18 protein-coding genes are annotated in these 18,114 nt (G+C 69.3%); 10 read left to right on the top strand and 8 right to left on the bottom strand.

What is annotated here, in order from left to right:
- Positions 1–54 precede the first annotated feature (54 nt).
- The 4 genes from sucC (at position 55) to ACAM26_RS12950 (ending at position 4,202) form a co-directional block, all read left to right on the top strand.
- Positions 55–1,239 carry an ADP-forming succinate--CoA ligase subunit beta gene (sucC, locus tag ACAM26_RS12965; RefSeq protein WP_369613847.1) on the top strand — a complete coding sequence of 395 codons (1,185 nt, stop codon included), beginning with the start codon at positions 55–57 and terminating at the stop codon, positions 1,237–1,239.
- Entirely contained in the window at positions 1,236–2,102 is an 867-nt protein-coding gene (sucD, locus tag ACAM26_RS12960) for a succinate--CoA ligase subunit alpha (RefSeq protein ID WP_123140450.1), read from the top strand. Before sucC ends, sucD begins: the two co-directional genes overlap by 4 nt.
- Positions 2,103–2,121: 19 nt before the next feature.
- Positions 2,122–3,750 (top strand): NAD+ synthase, encoded by a 1,629-nt coding sequence (locus tag ACAM26_RS12955; protein ID WP_223805994.1) that lies wholly within the window; start codon positions 2,122–2,124, stop codon positions 3,748–3,750.
- A gap of 113 nt (positions 3,751–3,863) precedes the next feature.
- Positions 3,864–4,202, top strand: coding sequence for a P-II family nitrogen regulator (locus tag ACAM26_RS12950; RefSeq protein WP_062276421.1), 339 nt, complete (start codon positions 3,864–3,866; stop codon positions 4,200–4,202).
- 99 nt (positions 4,203–4,301) lie between these two features.
- On the opposite strand, the gene ACAM26_RS12945 is transcribed toward ACAM26_RS12950, so the two are convergent.
- Entirely contained in the window at positions 4,302–5,129 is an 828-nt protein-coding gene (locus tag ACAM26_RS12945; RefSeq protein WP_123140452.1) for an outer membrane protein assembly factor BamD, read from the bottom strand.
- A gap of 96 nt (positions 5,130–5,225) precedes the next feature.
- On the opposite strand from ACAM26_RS12945, the gene rluD reads away from it, so the two are divergent.
- From rluD to gshA, 6 genes are all read left to right on the top strand, one after another.
- Entirely contained in the window at positions 5,226–6,209 is a 984-nt protein-coding gene (gene rluD, locus ACAM26_RS12940) for a 23S rRNA pseudouridine(1911/1915/1917) synthase RluD (RefSeq protein WP_123140526.1), read from the top strand.
- A complete protein-coding gene (gene pgeF / locus ACAM26_RS12935; protein WP_123141939.1) occupies positions 6,190–6,954 on the top strand; it encodes a peptidoglycan editing factor PgeF in 765 nt (254 codons plus the stop codon). The genes rluD and pgeF overlap by 20 nt, the downstream gene beginning before the upstream one ends.
- Positions 6,947–7,468: a glycine cleavage system protein R gene (locus tag ACAM26_RS12930; protein ID WP_123140454.1), complete on the top strand. Its 522-nt coding sequence runs from the start codon at positions 6,947–6,949 to the stop codon at positions 7,466–7,468. Before pgeF ends, ACAM26_RS12930 begins: the two co-directional genes overlap by 8 nt.
- A gap of 3 nt (positions 7,469–7,471) precedes the next feature.
- Complete coding sequence (def, locus tag ACAM26_RS12925; protein ID WP_369613846.1) at positions 7,472–7,999, top strand: peptide deformylase; 528 nt, start codon at positions 7,472–7,474, stop codon at positions 7,997–7,999.
- Positions 8,000–8,216: 217 nt separating this feature from the next.
- Positions 8,217–10,319, top strand: a complete 2,103-nt coding sequence (locus ACAM26_RS12920; protein WP_123141940.1) for a carboxy terminal-processing peptidase — start codon at positions 8,217–8,219, stop codon at positions 10,317–10,319.
- Between the two features lie 71 nt (positions 10,320–10,390).
- Positions 10,391–11,989, top strand: coding sequence for a glutamate--cysteine ligase (gene gshA / locus ACAM26_RS12915; protein WP_369613845.1), 1,599 nt, complete (start codon positions 10,391–10,393; stop codon positions 11,987–11,989).
- Between the two features lie 45 nt (positions 11,990–12,034).
- On the opposite strand, the gene ACAM26_RS12910 is transcribed toward gshA, so the two are convergent.
- The 7 genes from ACAM26_RS12910 to ACAM26_RS12880 form a co-directional block, all read right to left on the bottom strand.
- Positions 12,035–12,658, bottom strand: a complete 624-nt coding sequence (locus ACAM26_RS12910; RefSeq protein WP_123141942.1) for a hypothetical protein — start codon at positions 12,656–12,658, stop codon at positions 12,035–12,037.
- Between the two features lie 418 nt (positions 12,659–13,076).
- Positions 13,077–14,474, bottom strand: coding sequence for a Si-specific NAD(P)(+) transhydrogenase (gene sthA, locus ACAM26_RS12905; RefSeq protein ID WP_062276403.1), 1,398 nt, complete (start codon positions 14,472–14,474; stop codon positions 13,077–13,079).
- Between the two features lie 128 nt (positions 14,475–14,602).
- A complete protein-coding gene (locus ACAM26_RS12900; RefSeq protein ID WP_234524739.1) occupies positions 14,603–15,067 on the bottom strand; it encodes a host attachment protein in 465 nt (154 codons plus the stop codon).
- Between the two features lie 152 nt (positions 15,068–15,219).
- The gene (locus ACAM26_RS12895; RefSeq protein WP_369613844.1) at positions 15,220–15,993 is read right to left on the bottom strand and encodes a DUF2063 domain-containing protein; all 774 of its coding nucleotides are present in this window, start codon (positions 15,991–15,993) and stop codon (positions 15,220–15,222) included.
- Positions 15,986–16,834: a DUF692 domain-containing protein gene (locus tag ACAM26_RS12890; RefSeq protein WP_369613843.1), complete on the bottom strand. Its 849-nt coding sequence runs from the start codon at positions 16,832–16,834 to the stop codon at positions 15,986–15,988. Before ACAM26_RS12890 ends, ACAM26_RS12895 begins: the two co-directional genes overlap by 8 nt.
- A gap of 3 nt (positions 16,835–16,837) precedes the next feature.
- Positions 16,838–17,122, bottom strand: a complete 285-nt coding sequence (locus tag ACAM26_RS12885) for a low-complexity protein (protein WP_123140462.1) — start codon at positions 17,120–17,122, stop codon at positions 16,838–16,840.
- Positions 17,123–17,306: 184 nt separating this feature from the next.
- Positions 17,307–17,780: a DUF1841 family protein gene (locus ACAM26_RS12880; protein WP_123141945.1), complete on the bottom strand. Its 474-nt coding sequence runs from the start codon at positions 17,778–17,780 to the stop codon at positions 17,307–17,309.
- Positions 17,781–18,114: the final 334 nt, after the last annotated feature.

Raw genomic sequence — 18,114 nt, 5'->3', positions numbered from 1 at the left:
GCGGCGCCCCGGGGCGGGCGGCGTCTTCTGTCATCAGCGTGACGACGAGTTTCGATGAATCTACACGAATACCAAGCGAAGCGGCTCTTGCGGGAGCGCGCAATCCCGGTGCCCGACGGCGGCGAGGCGCGGACCGTGCAGGAGGCGCGCGCCGTCTGCGAGCGTCTCGGCGGCGCGCGCTGGGCGGTCAAGGCGCAGATCCACGCCGGTGCCCGAGGCAAGGCCGGGGGGGTGGTGCTGTGCGACGACCCCGAGGCGGTCGCGCGCGAGGCGCAGCGGCTGCTCGGCAGCCGTCTGGTCACCGCGCAGACCGGTCCGCGCGGACTGCCGGTCGAGACCCTGCTGATCGAGCGTCCGACGGCGATCGCCCGCGAACTCTATCTCGGGGTGCTGGTCGATCGCGCCAGCGAGCGGGTGGTGTTCATGGCCAGCGCCGCCGGCGGGGTCGATATCGAGGCGGTGGCCGCGGCCACCCCCGAGCGCATCCTCCGGCTCGCCGTCCACCCGGCCACCGGGTTGCGGCCCTATCATGCGCGCCGACTCGGCTACGGGCTGGGGCTCGAGCGTGACCAGATCGCCGCGCTCGGTCGGCTGCTCGCCGCGCTCTACACCCTGGCCATCGATCATGACGCCACCCTGATCGAGATGAACCCGCTGGTGGTCACCGAGGACGGTGAGCTGGTCGCGCTCGATGCCAAGATCGAACTCGACGAGAACGCGCTCTATCGTCACTCCGAGCTCACCGCGCTGCGCGACCCCGGGCAGGAGGACGATCGCGAGGCCGCCGCGCGCGCTCACGCGCTCAACTACATCAGCCTCGAGGGCAACATCGGCTGCATGGTCAACGGTGCCGGGCTGGCGATGGCGACCATGGACCTGGTCAAGCTCCACGGCGGCGCCCCGGCCAACTTCCTCGATGTCGGTGGCGGCGCCACCGCCGAGCGGGTGGCCGAGGCGTTCAAGCTGATCCTGTCCGACCCCAAGGTCGAGGCGGTGCTGGTCAACATCTTCGGCGGTATCGTGCGCTGTGACCTGATCGCCGAGGGCATCATGCAGGCGGTGCGCGAGGTCCAGGTCGCCGTCCCGGTGGTGGTGCGCCTGGAGGGGACCAACGCCGCGCAGGGGCGGGCGCTGCTCGCCGCCAGTGGGCTGGCGCTGGAGCCGGCGAGCAGTCTCAACGATGCGGCGGCCCGGGTGGTCGCCTTGGCGGGCGGTGCCCGCGAGGAGCAGGGGCGATGAGCGTACTGATCGATGCCGACACCCGGGTGATCTGCCAGGGGTTCACCGGTCGTCAGGGCACCTTCCACAGCGAACAGGCGATCGCCTACGGCACCAACCTGGTCGGTGGCGTGACCCCGGGCAAGGGCGGGCAGCGTCATCTCGACCGCCCGGTGTTCGACACCGTCCACGAGGCGGTGGCGGCCACCGGTGCCGATGCGAGCATGATCTATGTGCCCGCGCCCTTTGCCGCCGACGCCATCCTCGAGGCCGCCGACGCCGGCATCCGGGTGATCGTGTGCATCACCGAGGGCATCCCGGTACACGACATGCTGCGGGTCAAGACCGTGCTCGCCGGCACCGGGGCCTGTCTGATCGGCCCCAACTGTCCCGGGGTGATCACTCCGGAGGCATGCAAGATCGGTATCATGCCCGGCGACATCCACAGCCGTGGCCGGGTCGGCATCGTCTCGCGCTCGGGCACCCTCACCTACGAGGCGGTGTGGCAGACCACCCAGGTCGGGCTCGGTCAGAGCACCTGCATCGGCATCGGCGGCGACCCCATCCACGGCCTCGACTTCGTCGACTGTCTGGCGCTGTTCGAGGACGATCCGGAGACCGAGGGCGTGATCCTGGTCGGCGAGATCGGCGGCGGTGCCGAGGAGGCCGCCGCGCGCTTCATCGAGCAGCGCATGAGCAAGCCGGTGGTGGCCTACATCGCCGGGGTCACCGCCCCCCCGGGCAAGCGCATGGGCCATGCCGGGGCGATCGTCACCGGCGGGCAGGGCACCGCCGAGGGCAAGTTCGCCGCGCTCGAGACCGCCGGGGTGGCGGTGGTGCGCTCACCGGCGCTGATGGGCGCGCGTATCGCCGAGCTGATCTGAACCCGTGATGAATGAATCGATGAACGCATCGCAGCCGACGAGCCGGGTCCGGATCGTCCAGTTCAACCCACTGGTCGGCGACATCGCCGGCAATGCCGAACAGGTGATCGCGGCGCTCGCCGCCGCTCGCGCCGAGGGCATCGACCTGGTGGTCTTCCCCGAGCTGGCGCTCACCGGCTACCCGCCCGAGGATCTGCTGCTGCGCCCGGAGTGCGCCGAGCGGGTCGAGGCGGCGCTGGCGCGCATCCGTGCCGCGAGCGCCGGCATCACCCTGGTGCTCGGTTACCCGCGCACCGCCGTCGGCGGTCTGTTCAACGTCGCCGGGGTGATCCGCGACGGCGAGACGGTCGCCGAGTACGCCAAACAGGCGCTGCCCAACTACGGCGTGTTCGACGAGAAGCGCTATTTCCAGCCCGGCACCCTGGCCGGGGTGTTCGAGCACCGCGGGCTGTGCGTCGGGTTGAGCGTCTGCGAGGACATCTGGCAGGAGGCGCCGACCCGTCAGGCGGTCGAGGCCGGCGCCCAGCTGCTGGTCAATATCAATGCCTCGCCCTTCCATGCAGGCAAGCGCGCCGAGCGCGAGGCGCTGGTGGCGCGCCGCGCGCGCGAGCACGGGGTGACGATCCTCTATGCCAACCTGGTCGGCGGCCAGGACGAGCTGGTGTTCGATGGCGCCTCCTTCGCCGTCGACGCCACGGGCAGGCAGGTGGCGCGCGCGCCCTGTTTCGACGAGGCGGCGCTCGACCTGGTGCTCGATGCCGCCGGCGCGCCCGCTGCGGCCCGTGCCGATGTGCCCCGGCCGCAACCGCTCGATGACGAGGCGGCGATCTACCGCGCGCTGGTGCTCGGGGTGCGCGACTATGTGCGCAAGAACGGCTTCACGGGGGCGGTGCTCGGACTCTCGGGCGGAATCGACTCGGCACTGACCCTGGCGATCGCGGTCGATGCGCTCGGCGCCGATCGGGTCGAGGCGGTGCTGATGCCCTCGCGCTATACCGCCGACATCAGCAACGAGGATGCCTTCGAGGAGGCGCGCCGGCTCGGGGTCCAGGCCTATCAGCTCCCCATCGGTCCGGCCTTCGACACCTTTCTCGGGATGCTCGAGCCGGTCTTCGCCGGCGCCCCCGCCGATGTCACCGAGGAGAACCTCCAGGCGCGCTGTCGCGGCGTGCTGCTGATGGCGATCAGCAACAAGCGCGGCTCGATCCTGCTCACCACCGGCAACAAGAGCGAGATGGCGGTCGGCTACGCCACCCTCTACGGCGACATGGCCGGCGGTTTCGCGCCGATCAAGGACGTGCCCAAGCAGCTCGTCTATCGTCTCGCCCGCTATCGCAATCGCGAGGTCGAGGTGATCCCGGAACGGGTGATCACCCGTCCCCCCTCGGCCGAGCTGCGCCCGGATCAGACCGATCAGGACAGCCTGCCGCCCTACGACCGGCTCGACGAGATCCTGCGCCGCTATATCGAGTGCGACGAGGGCGTCGCGGCGATCGTCGCCGCCGGTTATGCGCGCGAGGAGGTCGAGCGCGTCGCGCGCCTGGTCGATCGCAGCGAGTACAAGCGCCGTCAGGCCCCGCCCGGGGTGCGCATCTCCGCGCGCGCCTTCGGTCGCGATCGGCGCTACCCCATCACCAGCGGTTTCTGAACCCCGATGCGAACGCCTGCGAGCCCCGCGCCGCGCCCGGGGCTCGCTGTCTTTTGCCCGGACGCAAACGTATACTCACGGCCAGGCCGTGATCCAAACTCTGGAGAGATTGCATGAAAAAGGTCGAAGCGATCATCAAGCCCTTCAAGCTCGACGACGTCCGCGAGGCGCTGTCGGCGGCCGGCATCACCGGCATGACCGCCATCGAGGTCAAGGGCTTCGGGCGTCAGAAGGGACATACCGAACTCTATCGTGGCGCCGAGTACGTGGTCGATTTCCTGCCCAAGGTGAAGATCGAGCTGATCGTCGGCGACGATCAGGTCGAGGACTGCATCAACGCCATCATGACCGCCGCGCGCACCGGCAAGATCGGTGATGGCAAGATCTTCGTCTCCGACGTGCAGCGGGTGGTGCGTATCCGCACCGGCGAGGAGGACGAGGCGGCGATCTAGCCGGTTTGCCGAGGGGCGCCCGCCGCGCCCCTGCACACCGTCGAGGGTTACGGCCGATCGCTGACGCTGTGTGAGGGGAGGGCGTCCCGAGGGGCGGGCTCAGTTCTCGTCGAGGCTGAGATAGTCCCAGACCTTGCGCGCGAGACTGATGTCCTCGGGCTTGGGCGTGTCGTCGATGAAGCGTCCGGCCTCGCGGTTGACCTCGAGCACCCGACGCGCGTCGGCGGCGAGCGCCTCCTTGCCGAGCGCCTCGTAGGCGTCGATCATCACCTCCAGGGCACCCTCCACCGCGCTGGTGCGCTGGAAGCGCTGGATGACGTATTCGGCGCGGTTGGCCGCCGCCAGATAGGCACCCCGCTTCATGTAGTAGCGCGCGACGTTGACCTCGTGCTTGGCGAGGTTGTTGCGCAGATAGAGCATGCGCTGACGGGCATCGGCGGCGTAGCGGCTCTGCGGGAAGCGCTCGACGAGGATGGCGAAGTCCTCGAAGGCGTCGAGCGCCGAGCCGGGGTCGCGCTGCGACGGATCGGTGGGGATATAGCGGTCGAGGAAGCCGACGCTGCGGTTGTAGTTGACGATGCCCTTGAGGTAGTAGGCATAGTCGACGAAGGGGTTCTGCGGGTAGAGCTTGATGAAGCGATCGGCCGCAGCCAGCGCCGCTTCCGGTTCGTCGGCGCGATAATTGGCGTAGGCCGCATCGAGCTGGGCCTGCATGGCGTAGCGCCCGAACGGGTAGCGCGCCTCGAGTTTTTCGTAGTATTCGATCGCCCGTGTGTAGTTGCCCGCGTCGAGTTCGGCGGCGGCCTCGGCGTAGAGCTTGGACGCACCCCAGTTCGCGGTCTGGTCGATCTCCTCGCCGAACACGCCGCAGCCGGTGAGCAGCGCGACGAGCAGCAGCGCGGGAAGTCGTGTTAACGTTCTTGGCATGTCCGTGGAATACCTGTTCGAAAATCATCCCAGTATACGCGAAGGCGTCCACGCCAGCGCCCCCCTTTGCCGTCCCCGGCGCCGGGCGGTGTGCGCGTGAACGTCGGAGTCGCACACCAACGCATCGAGCGTGATCTGGTGCTCGGGCCCGGCCACGCCGGACGCCGCCTCGACCAGGTGCTCGCCGAGCTGCTGCCGGAGTTCTCGCGCAGCCGCCTGCAGCAATGGATCGAGTCCGGCGAGCTTGTGGTCGACGACCAGCGTCGGCGTCCGCGCGACAAGGTCTGGGGCGGCGAGCGCATCCGGCTCGCCGCCACCCTGGCGCTCGACGAGCGCTGTGTGGCGCAGCCGATCGCGCTCGACATCGTCCACGAGGACGACGCCCTGCTGGTGGTCAACAAGCCCGCCGGGCTGGTCGTCCACCCCGCCGCCGGCAACCCCGACGGCACCCTGCAGAACGCGCTGCTGCACCACGATCCGGGGCTGGCGGCGCTGCCGCGCGCCGGGATCGTCCACCGCCTCGACAAGGACACCTCGGGGCTGTTGGTGGTGGCCAAGACGCTCGCCGCCCATCGCTCGCTGGTCGAGCAGCTGCGGTTGCGCGAGGTCCATCGCGAGTATCGCGCCCTGGTGATCGGCGAGTGTGTCGCCGGGGCTCGGGTCGAGGCCCCGGTGGGGCGCCACCCCACCCAGCGCACGCGCATGGCGGTGGTCGCCGGCGGGCGTCCGGCGGTGAGCCACTACCGGGTGCTCGAACGCTTCCCCGGCCACACCCTGCTCGCCGTCGAGCTCGAGACCGGGCGCACCCACCAGATCCGCGTGCACATGTCGCACCTGCGTTATCCCCTGGTCGGCGACCGTCTCTATGGCGGTCGCCCGCGCCCGCCGCGCGGCTGCAGCGTGGCGCTGCGCGAGGCGCTGCAGCGCTTTCCGCGTCAGGCGTTGCACGCCATCCGGCTCGGGTTGCGCCACCCCGAGGACGGGCGCGAGCTGCACTGGGAGGTGGCGATGGCCGCTGATCTGGAGGCGCTGCTCGCGCAGCTGCGCGAGGAGAGCGAGGATGACGCCGATCCGACCTGACTGGCCCGCCCCGGCGCGGGTGCGTGCGTTCTCGACCACCCGCGCCGGTGGCCTCAGCGAAGCCCCCTACGCCGGGCTCAATCTCGCCACCCATGTCGGTGACGATCCGGCGCGGGTGGCGCGCAACCGCGCCCTGTTGCGCGACCAGGCCGGGTTGCCCGAGGAGCCGCTGTGGCTCGAACAGGTCCACGGCTGTGTCGTCGCCGACGACACCGCCGCGCCCGGCTGCCGGGCCGATGCGGCGGTGAGCCTGCGCCCGGGACGGGTCTGCGCGGTACTCACCGCCGACTGTCTGCCGTTGCTGCTGTGCGATCGTGAGGGCACCCGGGTGGCGGCGGTGCATGCCGGTTGGCGCGGTCTGGCCGACGGGGTGATCGAGCGTGCGGTCGCGGCGCTGGCGATTGCGCCCTCGCGGCTGCTCGCCTGGCTGGGACCGGCGATCGGCCCGGACGCCTTCGAGGTCGGCCCCGAGGTACGCGAGCGCTTCGTCGACCTCGATCCGGCCGCCGCCGACGCCTTCCGCCGGGGACGCGACGACCGCTGGTTGGCCGACCTGTTCGTGCTTGCCCGTCAACGATTGGTGGGCGCCGGAGTCACGGCGGTTTACGGCGGCGATCTGTGCACCCATATCGATCCCCAACGATTCTTTTCTTACCGGCGCGACGGTGTCACCGGTCGGCAGGCGAGCCTGATCTGGCTCGATCCGACCGCCGCCGCGTCCACTGGAGACCCTGAACATGTCTGATTGGATGATGCTGACCCTGGTCGGTGCCGACCGCCCCGGGATCGTCTCGCGCGTCACCCGCGCGCTCTGCGGTGTCGGCTGCAACCTCGGCGAGGCCTCGATGCTGCGTCTCGGCGGCAACTTCACCATCATGATGATGGTCGCCACCGAGCAGCCCGAGTCGGCGCTGCGCGCGGCGCTTGCGCCGGTGGCCGATGAACTCGGGCTGCGCCTGCACATCGATACCGTCAACGGCGAGCTGCACCAGCACCTGCTGCCCAACGTCCAGGTGCGGGTGAGCGGGGCCGATCGTACCGGCATCGTCGCCGACGTCACCGAGGCGTTGGCCGCCGAGGGCTTCCACATCCTCGAGCTGGAGTCGGACGTCGCCGGCGACAGCGCCAGCCCGCTCTACATCATGAACATCCAGGGTCACAGCGAGCGGCCCGTGGAGAGGCTGGTCGAGGCGCTCGCCGGACTGGATGCGCGCGGCGTCTCGGTCGACGTCGCCGCCATCGACCTGATGATCGGCTGAACGATGGCGATACTCGACATACTGAAACTCCCGGACCCGCGGCTCAAGCAGGTCTCGATCCCGGTCGAGCACTTCGACGCCGCGCTGCGCGACTTCGTCGCCGATCTCGAGGAGACCCGTCAGGACGGCCCCGCCGCCGTCGGCATCGCCGCGCCCCAGGTGGGGCGCTTCGAACGCATCGTGATCGTCGACTGCTCGTCGCGACCCAAGACCCCGAATCACGGCAACCTGGTGCTGGTCAACCCCGAGATCGTCCACTGGGAAGGCTACGAGATGGGCCGCGAGGGCTGTCTGTCGGTACCCGACTACACCGGCAACGTGATCCGCGCCACCCAGATCCGGCTGCGTGCCCAGGACCCCGAGGGCGCGGTCCACGAGTACGAGATGGAGGGCTACGAGGCGCGCGCGGTGCAGCACGAGATCGACCATCTCGACGGCATGCTGTTCGTCGACCGGGTGGTGAGCCGGCGCACCGATCTGTACCAGCGCAAGACCTACGCCAAGAAGAAGAAATCCAAGCCGGCGGCCTGAGCGCGTCGGTGGCGATCACGGGGGCGCGCCGGCGGCGACGTTGCGCCGGCGCGTTGAAGCCCTCGATAATCGGCCTTAATTCGACCCCATGGGACGGGGTGTCGGGAGCTGTCCGCGCGGCTCTCGTCGTCGCTGCCGCACCTCCCCGGCGCGGCGCGCCACCCCTCCGCCAACCGTCAGCCCCCGCCAGGCGGGGGTCAGAACACGAGTACCGCTCATGAGACCGCGTCCCCTCCGGTATCCCTTCCTCATCGCCTTGCTGCTGACCGCAGGGCTGGCCGTCGCCTCGCCGCGACCGGTGGCGCTCGCCGACCTCTATCCGGTCCCCGAGCAGACCAAGTCGGCGGTGGTCATCAACAAGGTGCTCGAGCGTTACCACTATCGCAAGCTCTCGCTCGATCCGGCCTTCGCCCAGGCGGTGCTGGCGAACTATCTCGACGCCCTCGATCCGAGCAAGTCCTTCTTCCTCGCCCGCGACGTGAGTCGCTTCGAGGACGGCGGCCGTCGGCTCGATGAGCGACTGCGCCGAGGTGAACTCGACACCGCCTTCGACGTCTTCCGGCTCTATCGCATGCGCGTCGACGACCGCGTCGACTATGCGTTGCGGCTGCTGCAGGGCGAATTCGACTTCACTCGCGACGAACACTACGCCCTCGAGCCGCCCGAGGACGCCTGGGCCGAGGACGGCGCCGAGCTCGACGAGCGCTGGCGCAAGCGGGTGAAGAACGACTTCCTGGTGCTGCGCCTGGCCGATCGCGACGACGCCGATATCCGCGAGCGGCTGCGCAAACGCTACGAGGGGCTGGCGCGGCGCATCGAGCAGTTCGACCGCGACGACGTCTTCCAGGCCTTCATGAACGCCTACACCCTGGCGCTGGAGCCGCACACCAGCTACATGTCGCCGAGCACCTCCGAGAACTTCGACATCAGCATGAAGCTCTCGCTCGAGGGCATCGGTGCGGTGCTGCGCGCCGACAACGAGTACACCGTGGTGCAGAGTACGGTCCCCGGCGGCCCGGCGCGCGAGTCGGGTCAGGTGCACAGCGGCGATCAGATCGTCGGCGTCGGCCAGGGGCTCGACGGGGCCTTCGAGGATGTCGTCGGCTGGCGTCTCGAGGACGTGGTGGAGAAGATCCGCGGCCCCAAGGGCTCGGTGGTGCGGCTGCAGCTGCTCTCCAAGGGCGCCGGGGTGAGCGCGCGGGCGCGCGAGGTCGCGCTGGTGCGCAATGAGATCAAGCTCGAGGACCAGGCGGCCAAGAGCTATGTCATCGACGATCTCGCGGCCACCCCGGGGGTGCGCGTCGGGGTGATCGAGATCCCCGCCTTCTATCGCGACTTCCAGGCCGAGGGCGAGGGCCGCCGCGACTTCCGCAGCACCACCCGTGATGTGCGCGCGCTGATCGACGAGCTGGTGATGCAGGGCGTCAGCGGTCTGCTGATCGATCTGCGCGCCAACGGCGGCGGCTCGCTGGCCGAGGCCACCGCGCTCACCGGGCTGTTCATCGACACCGGGCCGGTGGTGCAGGTCAAGGACGCCTTCGGTCGCGTCGAGGTCGAGTCCGATCCCGAGTCCGGGGTGCTCTACACTGGCCCCCTGGCGGTGCTGGTCGATCGTGACAGCGCCTCGGCCTCGGAGATCTTCGCCGCGGCCATCCAGGACTACGGTCGCGGCTGGGTGATCGGCGAGCCGACCTTCGGCAAGGGCACGGTGCAGACCCTGATCGATCTCAACCGCTATGTCCCCGGCGAGCAGGCCGATCTCGGTCGACTGCGCCTGACCATGGCCGAGTTCTTCCGCATCAGCGGCGGCAGCACCCAGCTGCGCGGGGTCGAGCCGGATATCCGCTTCCCCACCGCCGATACCGTCATCGACCACGGCGAGCGTGCGCTCGACAACCCGCTGCCGTGGACGCGGATCTCGCCCGCGGACTACCGTCATCTCGACATGGCCGGCGGGGTCGAGACCCTGGTGCGCAAGTCGCAGGGGCGCATCGCCGACGATCTCGGTTTCCGCATGCTCACCGAGCGCGGCAAGCTGTTGCGCGAGATGGAGGAGCGCACCCAGGTCTCGCTCAACGAGGCGCAGCGGCGCGCCGAGGACGAGCGCTTGGAGTCGGCTTTCAAGGGGCATCAGGACCGTTTCCTGCGCGCCCAGGGCATCACCCCGGTCGACGAGGACGCGGACCCGATCGATGAGGAGGCGCTCGAGGCCCAGCGCGAGGCGATCTCGCGCATCCAGGTCGAGGAGGCCGCGCGCATCCTCGCCGACGGCATCCTGCTCGGCCGTCATGCCCAGCCGCGCGCGGCGATGACCAACTGACGCCGCAGCACCTCCTGGCCGGACGCCGACGGCGTCCGGCCGATTCCTCGCAAGACTCAAGGACACCCCCTTTGAACGACCCCCGATCGATCTACGCGCGCCGTGTCGAGCGACTCGCCGGCGCCACCGTCCCGCTGTTCGCCGGCAACCGCGTCGGACTGGAGAAGGAGGGGTTGCGCGTCTCCGCCGGTGGCCAGCTCGCCGCCACCCCGCACCCGGCAGCGCTCGGCGCCGCGCTCACCCATCCCTACATCACTACCGACTTCTCCGAGGCGCTGCTCGAACTGATCACCCCGGCGCTGGCCAGCGCGGAGGAGGCGCTCGGCTTCCTCGCCGACCTCCACGCCCATGTCCACCAGCATCTCGACGACGAACTGCTGTGGGCGACCAGCATGCCCTGCGTGCTCGAGGGCCGCCGCTGCATCCCGCTGGCGCGCTACGGCTGCTCCAACGCCGCGCGGATGAAGACCGTCTATCGGCGTGGGCTCGGTAATCGCTACGGGCGCACCATGCAGGTGATCGCCGGGATCCACTACAACTTCTCCTTCGGCGAGGGGTTCTGGGACCGACTCCAGGCGATCGAGGGCGAGCGCGGCGACCTGCGTGCCTTTCGCGATCGCATGCAGATGGGGATGCTGCGCAACCTGCAGCGCATCGGCTGGCTGGTGCCCTATCTGTTCGGCGCCTCGCCGGCGATCTGCGCGAGCTTCGTGCAGGGTCAGGAGACCGACCTCGAGTACTTCGACGACACCACCCTCTACTATCCGCATGCCACCTCGCTGCGGATGGGCGATATCGGCTATCAGAACCAGCAGGAGGAGGGCACCGGCATCAAGGCGAGCTACGACAGCCTCGCCGAGTATGTACGCACCCTCACCTGGGCGATCGAGACCCCCTGTCCCGAGTATCAGCGCATCGGCGTCAAGGTCGGTGATCGCTACGAGCAGCTCAACGCCAACGTGCTGCAGATCGAGAACGAGTACTACAGCACGGTACGCCCCAAGCAGCTCACCGAGTGGATGGAGCGCCCGACCCTGGCGCTCGCCCGTCGCGGTATCCGCTATGTCGAGCTGCGTTCGCCCGACATCGATGTGTTCGAGCCGACCGGGACGAGCCTCGCCCAGCTCCACTTCATGGAGCTGCTGATGCTCCACTGCGTGCTCGCCGAGAGCCCGCTGATCGATGCCGCCGAGCGCCGCGCGATCGACACCAACCTGGTGCTCACCGCGCACCGCGGGCGCGAGCCGGGACTGACCCTGGTGCGCGCCGGGCGCGAGACGCGACTGCGTGACTGGGCCGAGGAGCTGCTCGATCGCTTCGCCGCGCTCGCGCTCCTGCTCGACGGCGGCGAGGACGGACCGCGCGCGGCGAGCCTGCGCGCGCAGCGCGACAAGGTGGCCGATGCCGATGCCACGCCCTCGGCGCGGGTGCTCGCCGAGATGCGCGCCCACGGCGAGGGCTTCTTCGCCTTCGCCCAGCGGATGTCGAACGCGCATCGCGCGTATTTTCAGCAGCGGCGGCCGAGCGCCGCGCATCAGGCGCTGTTCGAGCGTTTGGCGCACGACTCGCACCAGCAGCAGCGGGCGCTCGAAGCGGGAGAGGAGGAGAGTTTCGACGACTTCCTGGCGCGCTATTTCGCCCAGGGTCGGGAGGAGGGAAGGACGAGCTGACCCCCGGCCGCGCCGGGACGCGACCAGGGACGGGAGGAGTGCCGGTCAGTCCGCGGGCTGGGCGTCCTGCGGCGCCTGTGCGCCTGCCGCGGGTGCGGCGGGGTACATCGGCGCACGCTGAGGATAGGCGGGCATCATCGCCTGGATCGCGGCACGGCGCGCCTCCATCGCCTCGCGCACCTTGGTGCGGTAGGTCTCGATCGCCTGACGACGGGCCTCGATGTCGGCGTCGCGCGCGGGCATCTCGGGGCGCTGGCCGTAGGCCGGCGGGCTCGGGTACTGATCGAAGGCCGGCGGCTCGGGCAGGTCGGCCATGCCGGGGATCTCGGGCATGCCCGGCATCTCCGGCATACCGGGCATTTCGGGCATCTCCGGGTATTCGCCGAAGGCGGGCATCGCCGGCGGCTCGGGCATGTCGGCGAAGCCCGGGGGCTGCTGCGGCATGGCGAAGGCGCCCGCCTGTTGCTCCATGAAGCGGCGCTGTGCCTCCATCGCCTGCTCGATCGCCCGGGCCTGGCGCTCGGCGAAGGCCTGCTGCTGCTCGGCCAGCGCCTGCTGCTGTTGCGGGGTCATGGGCGCCGGGTAGTAGGGCGCGCCGTACCAGGCGTTGGCGGCGGTGGCGGTGGCCCCGAGGACGAGGATGGAGGCTGCTGTGACGAGTCTGGACATTGAACACACCTTTGGTTGCGAAGATTGAGTCGAGTCGATCGCGGGGAGGCCGTGCCCTCGGCCAGTGGCCGGCGCGGGGTGTCCCCCGGACACCACAGGCTCGGCAAGCGCAATCGTCGTGGGCACGCTGCTCGGCGCGCATCCTCGGGACTGGCTCGGACATCCCTGTCGTGTCGATCTTCTTGTGCGTGCGTCGCGCCGGATCCGGGTCAGCGGCTTGACGCCTGCGCTCGCGGGGCGCGTGGCGATCCGCGCCCTCGGTCGTCTCTTGCCGTCTGCGCACCGCGCCCGGCGGACGGGGCGGCGAGTTCCGGATCAGGTGTTGATTATATAAGCGTTTGCTAAACTATCAAGCATCCCCGACATCCGTGACACACCCCCCCTTGTTGCGGCCCGTCGCGGTCTCCTCGGCCCGCGCTCAGAACAGCCGATTGAGTCCGTTGAGCGCGGCGACGCGATAGGCCTCGGCCATGGTCGGGTAGTTGAAGGTGGTCTCGGTGAAGTAGCGGATGTTGTTGGCCGAGCCCTGCTGCGACATGATCGCCTGTCCGATATGGACGATCTCGGCGGCCTGCTCGCCGAAACAGTGGATGCCGAGGATCTCCAGCGTCTCGCGATGGAACAGCAGCTTGAGCATGCCCACGGTGTGCCCGGTGATCTGGGCGCGGGCGATGCTCTTGAAGTCGGCCTGGGCGACCTCGTAGGGGATCTGCGCGGCGGTCAGCTCACGCTCGGTGCGACCCACCGAGCTGATCTCGGGGACGGTGTAGATGCCGGTGGGGAACTCGTCGATCAGCGACCAGCCGCACTCGCCATCGGCGATGTGGGCGCCGACGAAGCGACCCTGGTCGTAGCTGGCGCTGGCCAGTGCCGGTGGCCCGGCGACGTCGCCGACGGCATAGATATGCTCCAGCGCGGTCTGGTAACTGGCGTTGACCTCGAGCTGGCCGCGGCTGTTGGGCGCCAGGCCGATCTCCTCGAGCCCCATGTCCTGGGTGTTGCCGGTGCGCCCGTTGGCCCACAGCAGATAGTCGGTCTTGAACTTCTTGCCCGAGCGGCAGTGCAGCACCACACCGTCGGCCTCCGGCTCGACGCGCTCGTAGACCTCGTCGTGACGGATCACCACGCCCTGCTGGCGCAGGTGATAGCTCAGCGCGTCGGTGATCTCGTCGTCGAGGAAGGAGAGCAGCCGGTCGCGGGTGTTGACCAGGTTCACCTTGACGTCGAGCGCGCCCATGATCGAGGCGTACTCACAGCCGATGACACCGGCCCCGTAGATCGTCAGCGAGCGCGGTGTCTGTTGCAGCCCGAGCACCGAGTCGCTGTCGAGCACCCGGGGGTGGGAGAAGTCGAGGTCGGGCGGATGATAGGGGCGCGAGCCGGTGGCGATGACGAAGTGCTTGGCGCGCAGTCGTTCGCTCGGTCCACGGGCGCGGCGGACCTCGATCAGGTCGGGCTCGAGGAACACCGCGCGGCCGAACACCACCTCGACGCGGTTGCGCTGATAGTAGCGGAAACGGGTGCGCACCTGGTCGTCGATGGCGCTGTCGGCGGCGCGCAGCAGGTCGGGGAACTCGACCTCGATCTGGTGTTGGGTGTGCTGGAACAGCGGGTTACGGCGATAGTCGGCGAGCATCTGGATGGAGTGGCGCAGCGCCTTGCTGGGGATGGTGCCCCAGTGGGTGCAGCCACCGCCGACACGGTTGTGCGCCTCGACCACGGCGATGCGCTGACCGGTCTTGGCCAGCTTCATGGCCGCGCCCTCGCCGCCGGGACCGGCCCCGATGACGATGGTGTCGAACTCGCGCGTGGTCATATGCAGGCTCCGGCTGTGTCGTCTTGCAGGGTGCTACAGGGTAGCACAGCCGGGCGCCTGAGGGCGCGGCGCACCTCCCTGTGCGCCCTGCTCGAATGTCCCTATCGGTTAGCGATGGGAGCCCGTGTTCAGAGGAAATCGGGCAGGTTCTTGCGGATGTTGGTGGGGCTTTGGGTGGTGAGGTTCTTGTCGACCTCGCCGGCGACCAACTGGCGCAGCGATGCCGACAGTTGCTTGCGCAGCACGCCGAGGAAGCTGGGTGCGGCGATCACGTAGAGCTTCTTGAAGGCGCCTTCGAGTCGCGCCGTTTCCAGTGCGTTGCAGATGAGGTTGGCGAAGCGCTCGGCGTGTTCCTGCTTGACTCCACCTTCGCCGTTGATGCCATGTCCTCCGGTGCTGGGGTCGTGTCCGCGACCGCCGCGGTCGGTGTTCAGATCCCCCTGGCGTAATCGGGCCTCGGGAAAGGCCAGGGTCTGAACCTCTTCGATCGGGCTTGCGGCCTTCTCGGCGTGGAAGATTCGAGCACGGCTCGTATCAGCGACCAGAACCCAAGTTGGCATGGTGTCACCTTCCTCCAGGTTGTTGCCCGGCATCGGCCATGGGTGATGACGGGGGCGTGCGCGAATGCGTTGGCTGCCGAATCGCGCCGGGCGCTGCCTGCCAGACACGCCGTCCCGTCCGGACTGAGTGTAACAGCTTGGTCATGGATGGGGCGGCGAGGCGGGAAGGGGCCGCTCACCGGCGCTCAGGCGGGGTGCGCGACGGGCGTGGGGCGGGTGCCGAGGAGCACGCCCTCGGCGCGGAGACGCGCAAGGGTCTCGGCGCCGAATGCGACCACCCGCTCGGGCTCGGGGTGACGCAGCTCCGCGGCGATGCCCAGCAGCGCCTCGCGCCCGCTGGGCCTCGGGCTGGTCTCGATGCGTTGCAGCAGGCGCTGGGTGACGGCGTTGATCTCGATGAAGCGCACCTGCTGGGTGCGGTCGCGCAGCACCACCAGCTGTACCGGCTCGGCGGATGGCGTCTCGGGCAGGTGATCCGGGGCGATGCGATGGACGGGAAAGCGGTAGCTCAACGGCCAGGCCAGCGGGCTGCGCACCGGGGTGGCGGCGAGCAGGTCGCCGTTGGGGTCGATGCCCTCGAGGTCGGGCTCGGCCTCGCTGTTGTACAGCGCGATCTCGATCCACTCGTAGTGTGCCAGTTCGAGCAGGAAGGGTGGGTCGTCGGCGCTGGCCGGGCGCTGACCGAGGAAGTCGACGAACTCGCCGGGGAGACGGTGGAACAGGGGCGTGCGCGCACGATGCCCGACGAGGAAGTCGCGCACCAGCGCGCGCCAGCGCGCCGGGTCGAGGATGCGATGGAGCACCGGGAAGCTGCCGGCGAGCAGTGCGTCGAGGTTGTTGAAGATCAGCTCGCGATAGACGCGCATCCGCTCGGGGGCGACGTCGGCCGGCGCGTCCGCCCGCGCGGGGTCGCGCAGATGGGCGCAGAAGGCCTGTTGCTGGACCGCGAACTCAGCCATGAGCGCGTTGCTCCGGTTGGACGCGACGCTGGATCGTGGCGATCTGCTCGACCTCTTCGACGAGTTGTGCCAGCGGCGGGATGTCGAAATCGCGTTCGAGCAGGGTGGGGAAGACGCCGAAATGCTCATAGGCCGCCGCCAGCAGCGACCACACCGGGTCGATCACCGCGCTGCCGTGGGTGTCGATGCACAGCTCCGGCGAGACCACCCGGTGTCCGGCGACGTGGCCGTAGCGGATGCGCTCGCCGGGCAGGGCGCGGAGGAAGTCGAGGGCGTCGTAGCCGTGATTGACGGCATTGACGTGGAGGTTGTTGACGTCGAGCAGCAGCTCGCAGTCGGCACGTTCGAGCACCGCACCGATGAAGTCGAGTTCGGTCATCTCCTGGCCGGGCGCGGCATAGTAGGAGACGTTCTCGACGGCGATGCGCCGCCCGAGGAGATCCTGCACCTGACCGATACGGGCGACGACATGATCGATGGCCGCCTCGGTGAAGGGGATCGGCAGCAGGTCATAGAGCTGACCGTCGTCGCTGCAGTAGCTCAGGTGCTCGGAATAGACCGCGATGTCGTGGACATCGAGGAAGTCGCCGATCGCGCGCACCAGCTCCAGGTCGAGCGGCGCCGGGCCGCCGAGCGAGAGCGACAGGCCGTGACAGACGAAGGGGTGGCGCTCGGTCAGGGCGCGCAGCCGCCGGGCGTTGGTCCCGCCCATGCCGATCCAGTTCTCGGGGGCGATCTCGTAGAAGTCGACCGCCGCCGGGGGCGTGTCGAGCAGGGCGCGCACGAAGGCGCGCCGCAGCCCCAGACCGGCGCCGTGGAGGCTCGCGGGTCCGGTGATCATCGGCTAGCTCGCGCCGCCGCACTTGCCCTCACCGCACTTGCCCTCCATATCCTTGCCGTCGTCGCTGCTGCCGCACTTGCCCTCGCCATCCTTGTCGCCACCGGCGCCACCGCACTTGCCCTCGCTGTCGGCCGAGGCGAGCTGCATGTAGCCGCTCTCCATCACCGTGGCGGCGAAGGGGTTCTGTTCGGCGCTGGCCGGGGCGATGGCGGCGAGGTTGCCGACCAGGGCGGCGCCGAGCAGGCCGGTGGCGGTGGTCAGGGTGGTCTTGGTCTTGATGTCGGACATGGTCTCGATCCTCGATCGTGGGTGAAGCGTCGCGTCTGCGGGTGGTCGGGCGCCTGTCGCACCGGGAACGACCGCTATATCCGACCTTCACGGTCGGGATTAAGAGAGTGGCTGCGTCGAACGCGAATTCAACGCATGGATTTCGAGGAAATCGAGGGTGGGTGGCGCGTCTCCGCGCGAAGACTCAGCGGGACTTACGGGACTTGCGGGATTTCCGCGACTTGCCGGGCTTGGGCGACCTGCCGATGCAGTCGAGATAGACCGTCTCGTCGAAGGTGGCGCCGGGTTCGCGCTGCAACCGCCACATCGTCTGCGCCAGACACTCCATGATGCGATGCTCGGCGGCGTGGGTGTCGCCGAGCCTGGCGACCAGTGTCTGGTAGCGCGTGCGGATGCCGCGCGGCTGGTCGGTGCTCAACTGATCGAGCACCGCCATGTGCAGCCCCATGTGGAGGAAGGGGTTGGTCTCCCCGTGTTCGGGGAGGAAGTCGCGATCGAGCGCGTCGTCGCCGGCCTCGAGCAGGGCATGGTATTCGGGGTGGTTGCGCGCGACGGTGACGATCTGCGCCTCGGTGGGGTCGAGCGGCTGCTCCTCGGCGGCCTTGCGCCAGGCGGTCACGAAGGCACTGCGATAGCTCTGTCGATCGTTGGAGAACATGGCGGGATCTGTCCTGGCTCTTATGGTCCAACCAATAACTTTCACATAAGGACGAGGGTGAAGGGAAGCGGTCGGCCAGCCGCCAGCCGCCAGCCGCCAGCCGCCAGCCGCCAGCCGCCAGCCGCCAGCCGCCAGCCGCCAGCCGCCAGCCGCCAGCCGCCAGCCGCCAGCCGCCAGCCGCCAGCCGCCAGCCGCCAGCCGCCAGGATTGAACCGCAAAGGCGCGAAGCGCGCAAAGGGGATGAGGTGCGATGACGGAGTGCGACCACGGACGGCGCGGGTCCGCACCGCCGTCGGGTGGTTGCGCCCACTGGTGGCTGGTTGCTGACGACTGG

Source organism: Marichromatium sp. PS1, assembly GCF_041155115.1.
Taxonomy (GTDB): domain Bacteria; phylum Pseudomonadota; class Gammaproteobacteria; order Chromatiales; family Chromatiaceae; genus Marichromatium; species Marichromatium gracile.
This window is presented reverse-complemented; position numbering and strand designations above follow the sequence as displayed.

Excerpts from the sequence above, each read along its gene's own strand:
- sucC (WP_369613847.1), top strand. The coding sequence starts at position 55 with ATGAATCTACACGAATACCAAGCGAAGCGGCTCTTGCGGGAGCGCGCA.
- sucD (WP_123140450.1), top strand. The coding sequence starts at position 1,236 with ATGAGCGTACTGATCGATGCCGACACCCGGGTGATCTGCCAGGGGTTC.
- ACAM26_RS12955 (WP_223805994.1), top strand. The coding sequence starts at position 2,122 with ATGAACGCATCGCAGCCGACGAGCCGGGTCCGGATCGTCCAGTTCAAC.
- ACAM26_RS12950 (WP_062276421.1), top strand. The coding sequence starts at position 3,864 with ATGAAAAAGGTCGAAGCGATCATCAAGCCCTTCAAGCTCGACGACGTC.
- ACAM26_RS12945 (WP_123140452.1), bottom strand. The coding sequence starts at position 5,129 with ATGCCAAGAACGTTAACACGACTTCCCGCGCTGCTGCTCGTCGCGCTG.
- pgeF (WP_123141939.1), top strand. The coding sequence starts at position 6,190 with ATGACGCCGATCCGACCTGACTGGCCCGCCCCGGCGCGGGTGCGTGCG.
- ACAM26_RS12930 (WP_123140454.1), top strand. The coding sequence starts at position 6,947 with ATGTCTGATTGGATGATGCTGACCCTGGTCGGTGCCGACCGCCCCGGG.
- def (WP_369613846.1), top strand. The coding sequence starts at position 7,472 with ATGGCGATACTCGACATACTGAAACTCCCGGACCCGCGGCTCAAGCAG.
- ACAM26_RS12920 (WP_123141940.1), top strand. The coding sequence starts at position 8,217 with ATGAGACCGCGTCCCCTCCGGTATCCCTTCCTCATCGCCTTGCTGCTG.
- ACAM26_RS12910 (WP_123141942.1), bottom strand. The coding sequence starts at position 12,658 with ATGTCCAGACTCGTCACAGCAGCCTCCATCCTCGTCCTCGGGGCCACC.
- sthA (WP_062276403.1), bottom strand. The coding sequence starts at position 14,474 with ATGACCACGCGCGAGTTCGACACCATCGTCATCGGGGCCGGTCCCGGC.
- ACAM26_RS12900 (WP_234524739.1), bottom strand. The coding sequence starts at position 15,067 with ATGCCGGGCAACAACCTGGAGGAAGGTGACACCATGCCAACTTGGGTT.
- ACAM26_RS12895 (WP_369613844.1), bottom strand. The coding sequence starts at position 15,993 with ATGGCTGAGTTCGCGGTCCAGCAACAGGCCTTCTGCGCCCATCTGCGC.
- ACAM26_RS12890 (WP_369613843.1), bottom strand. The coding sequence starts at position 16,834 with ATGATCACCGGACCCGCGAGCCTCCACGGCGCCGGTCTGGGGCTGCGG.
- ACAM26_RS12885 (WP_123140462.1), bottom strand. The coding sequence starts at position 17,122 with ATGTCCGACATCAAGACCAAGACCACCCTGACCACCGCCACCGGCCTG.
- ACAM26_RS12880 (WP_123141945.1), bottom strand. The coding sequence starts at position 17,780 with ATGTTCTCCAACGATCGACAGAGCTATCGCAGTGCCTTCGTGACCGCC.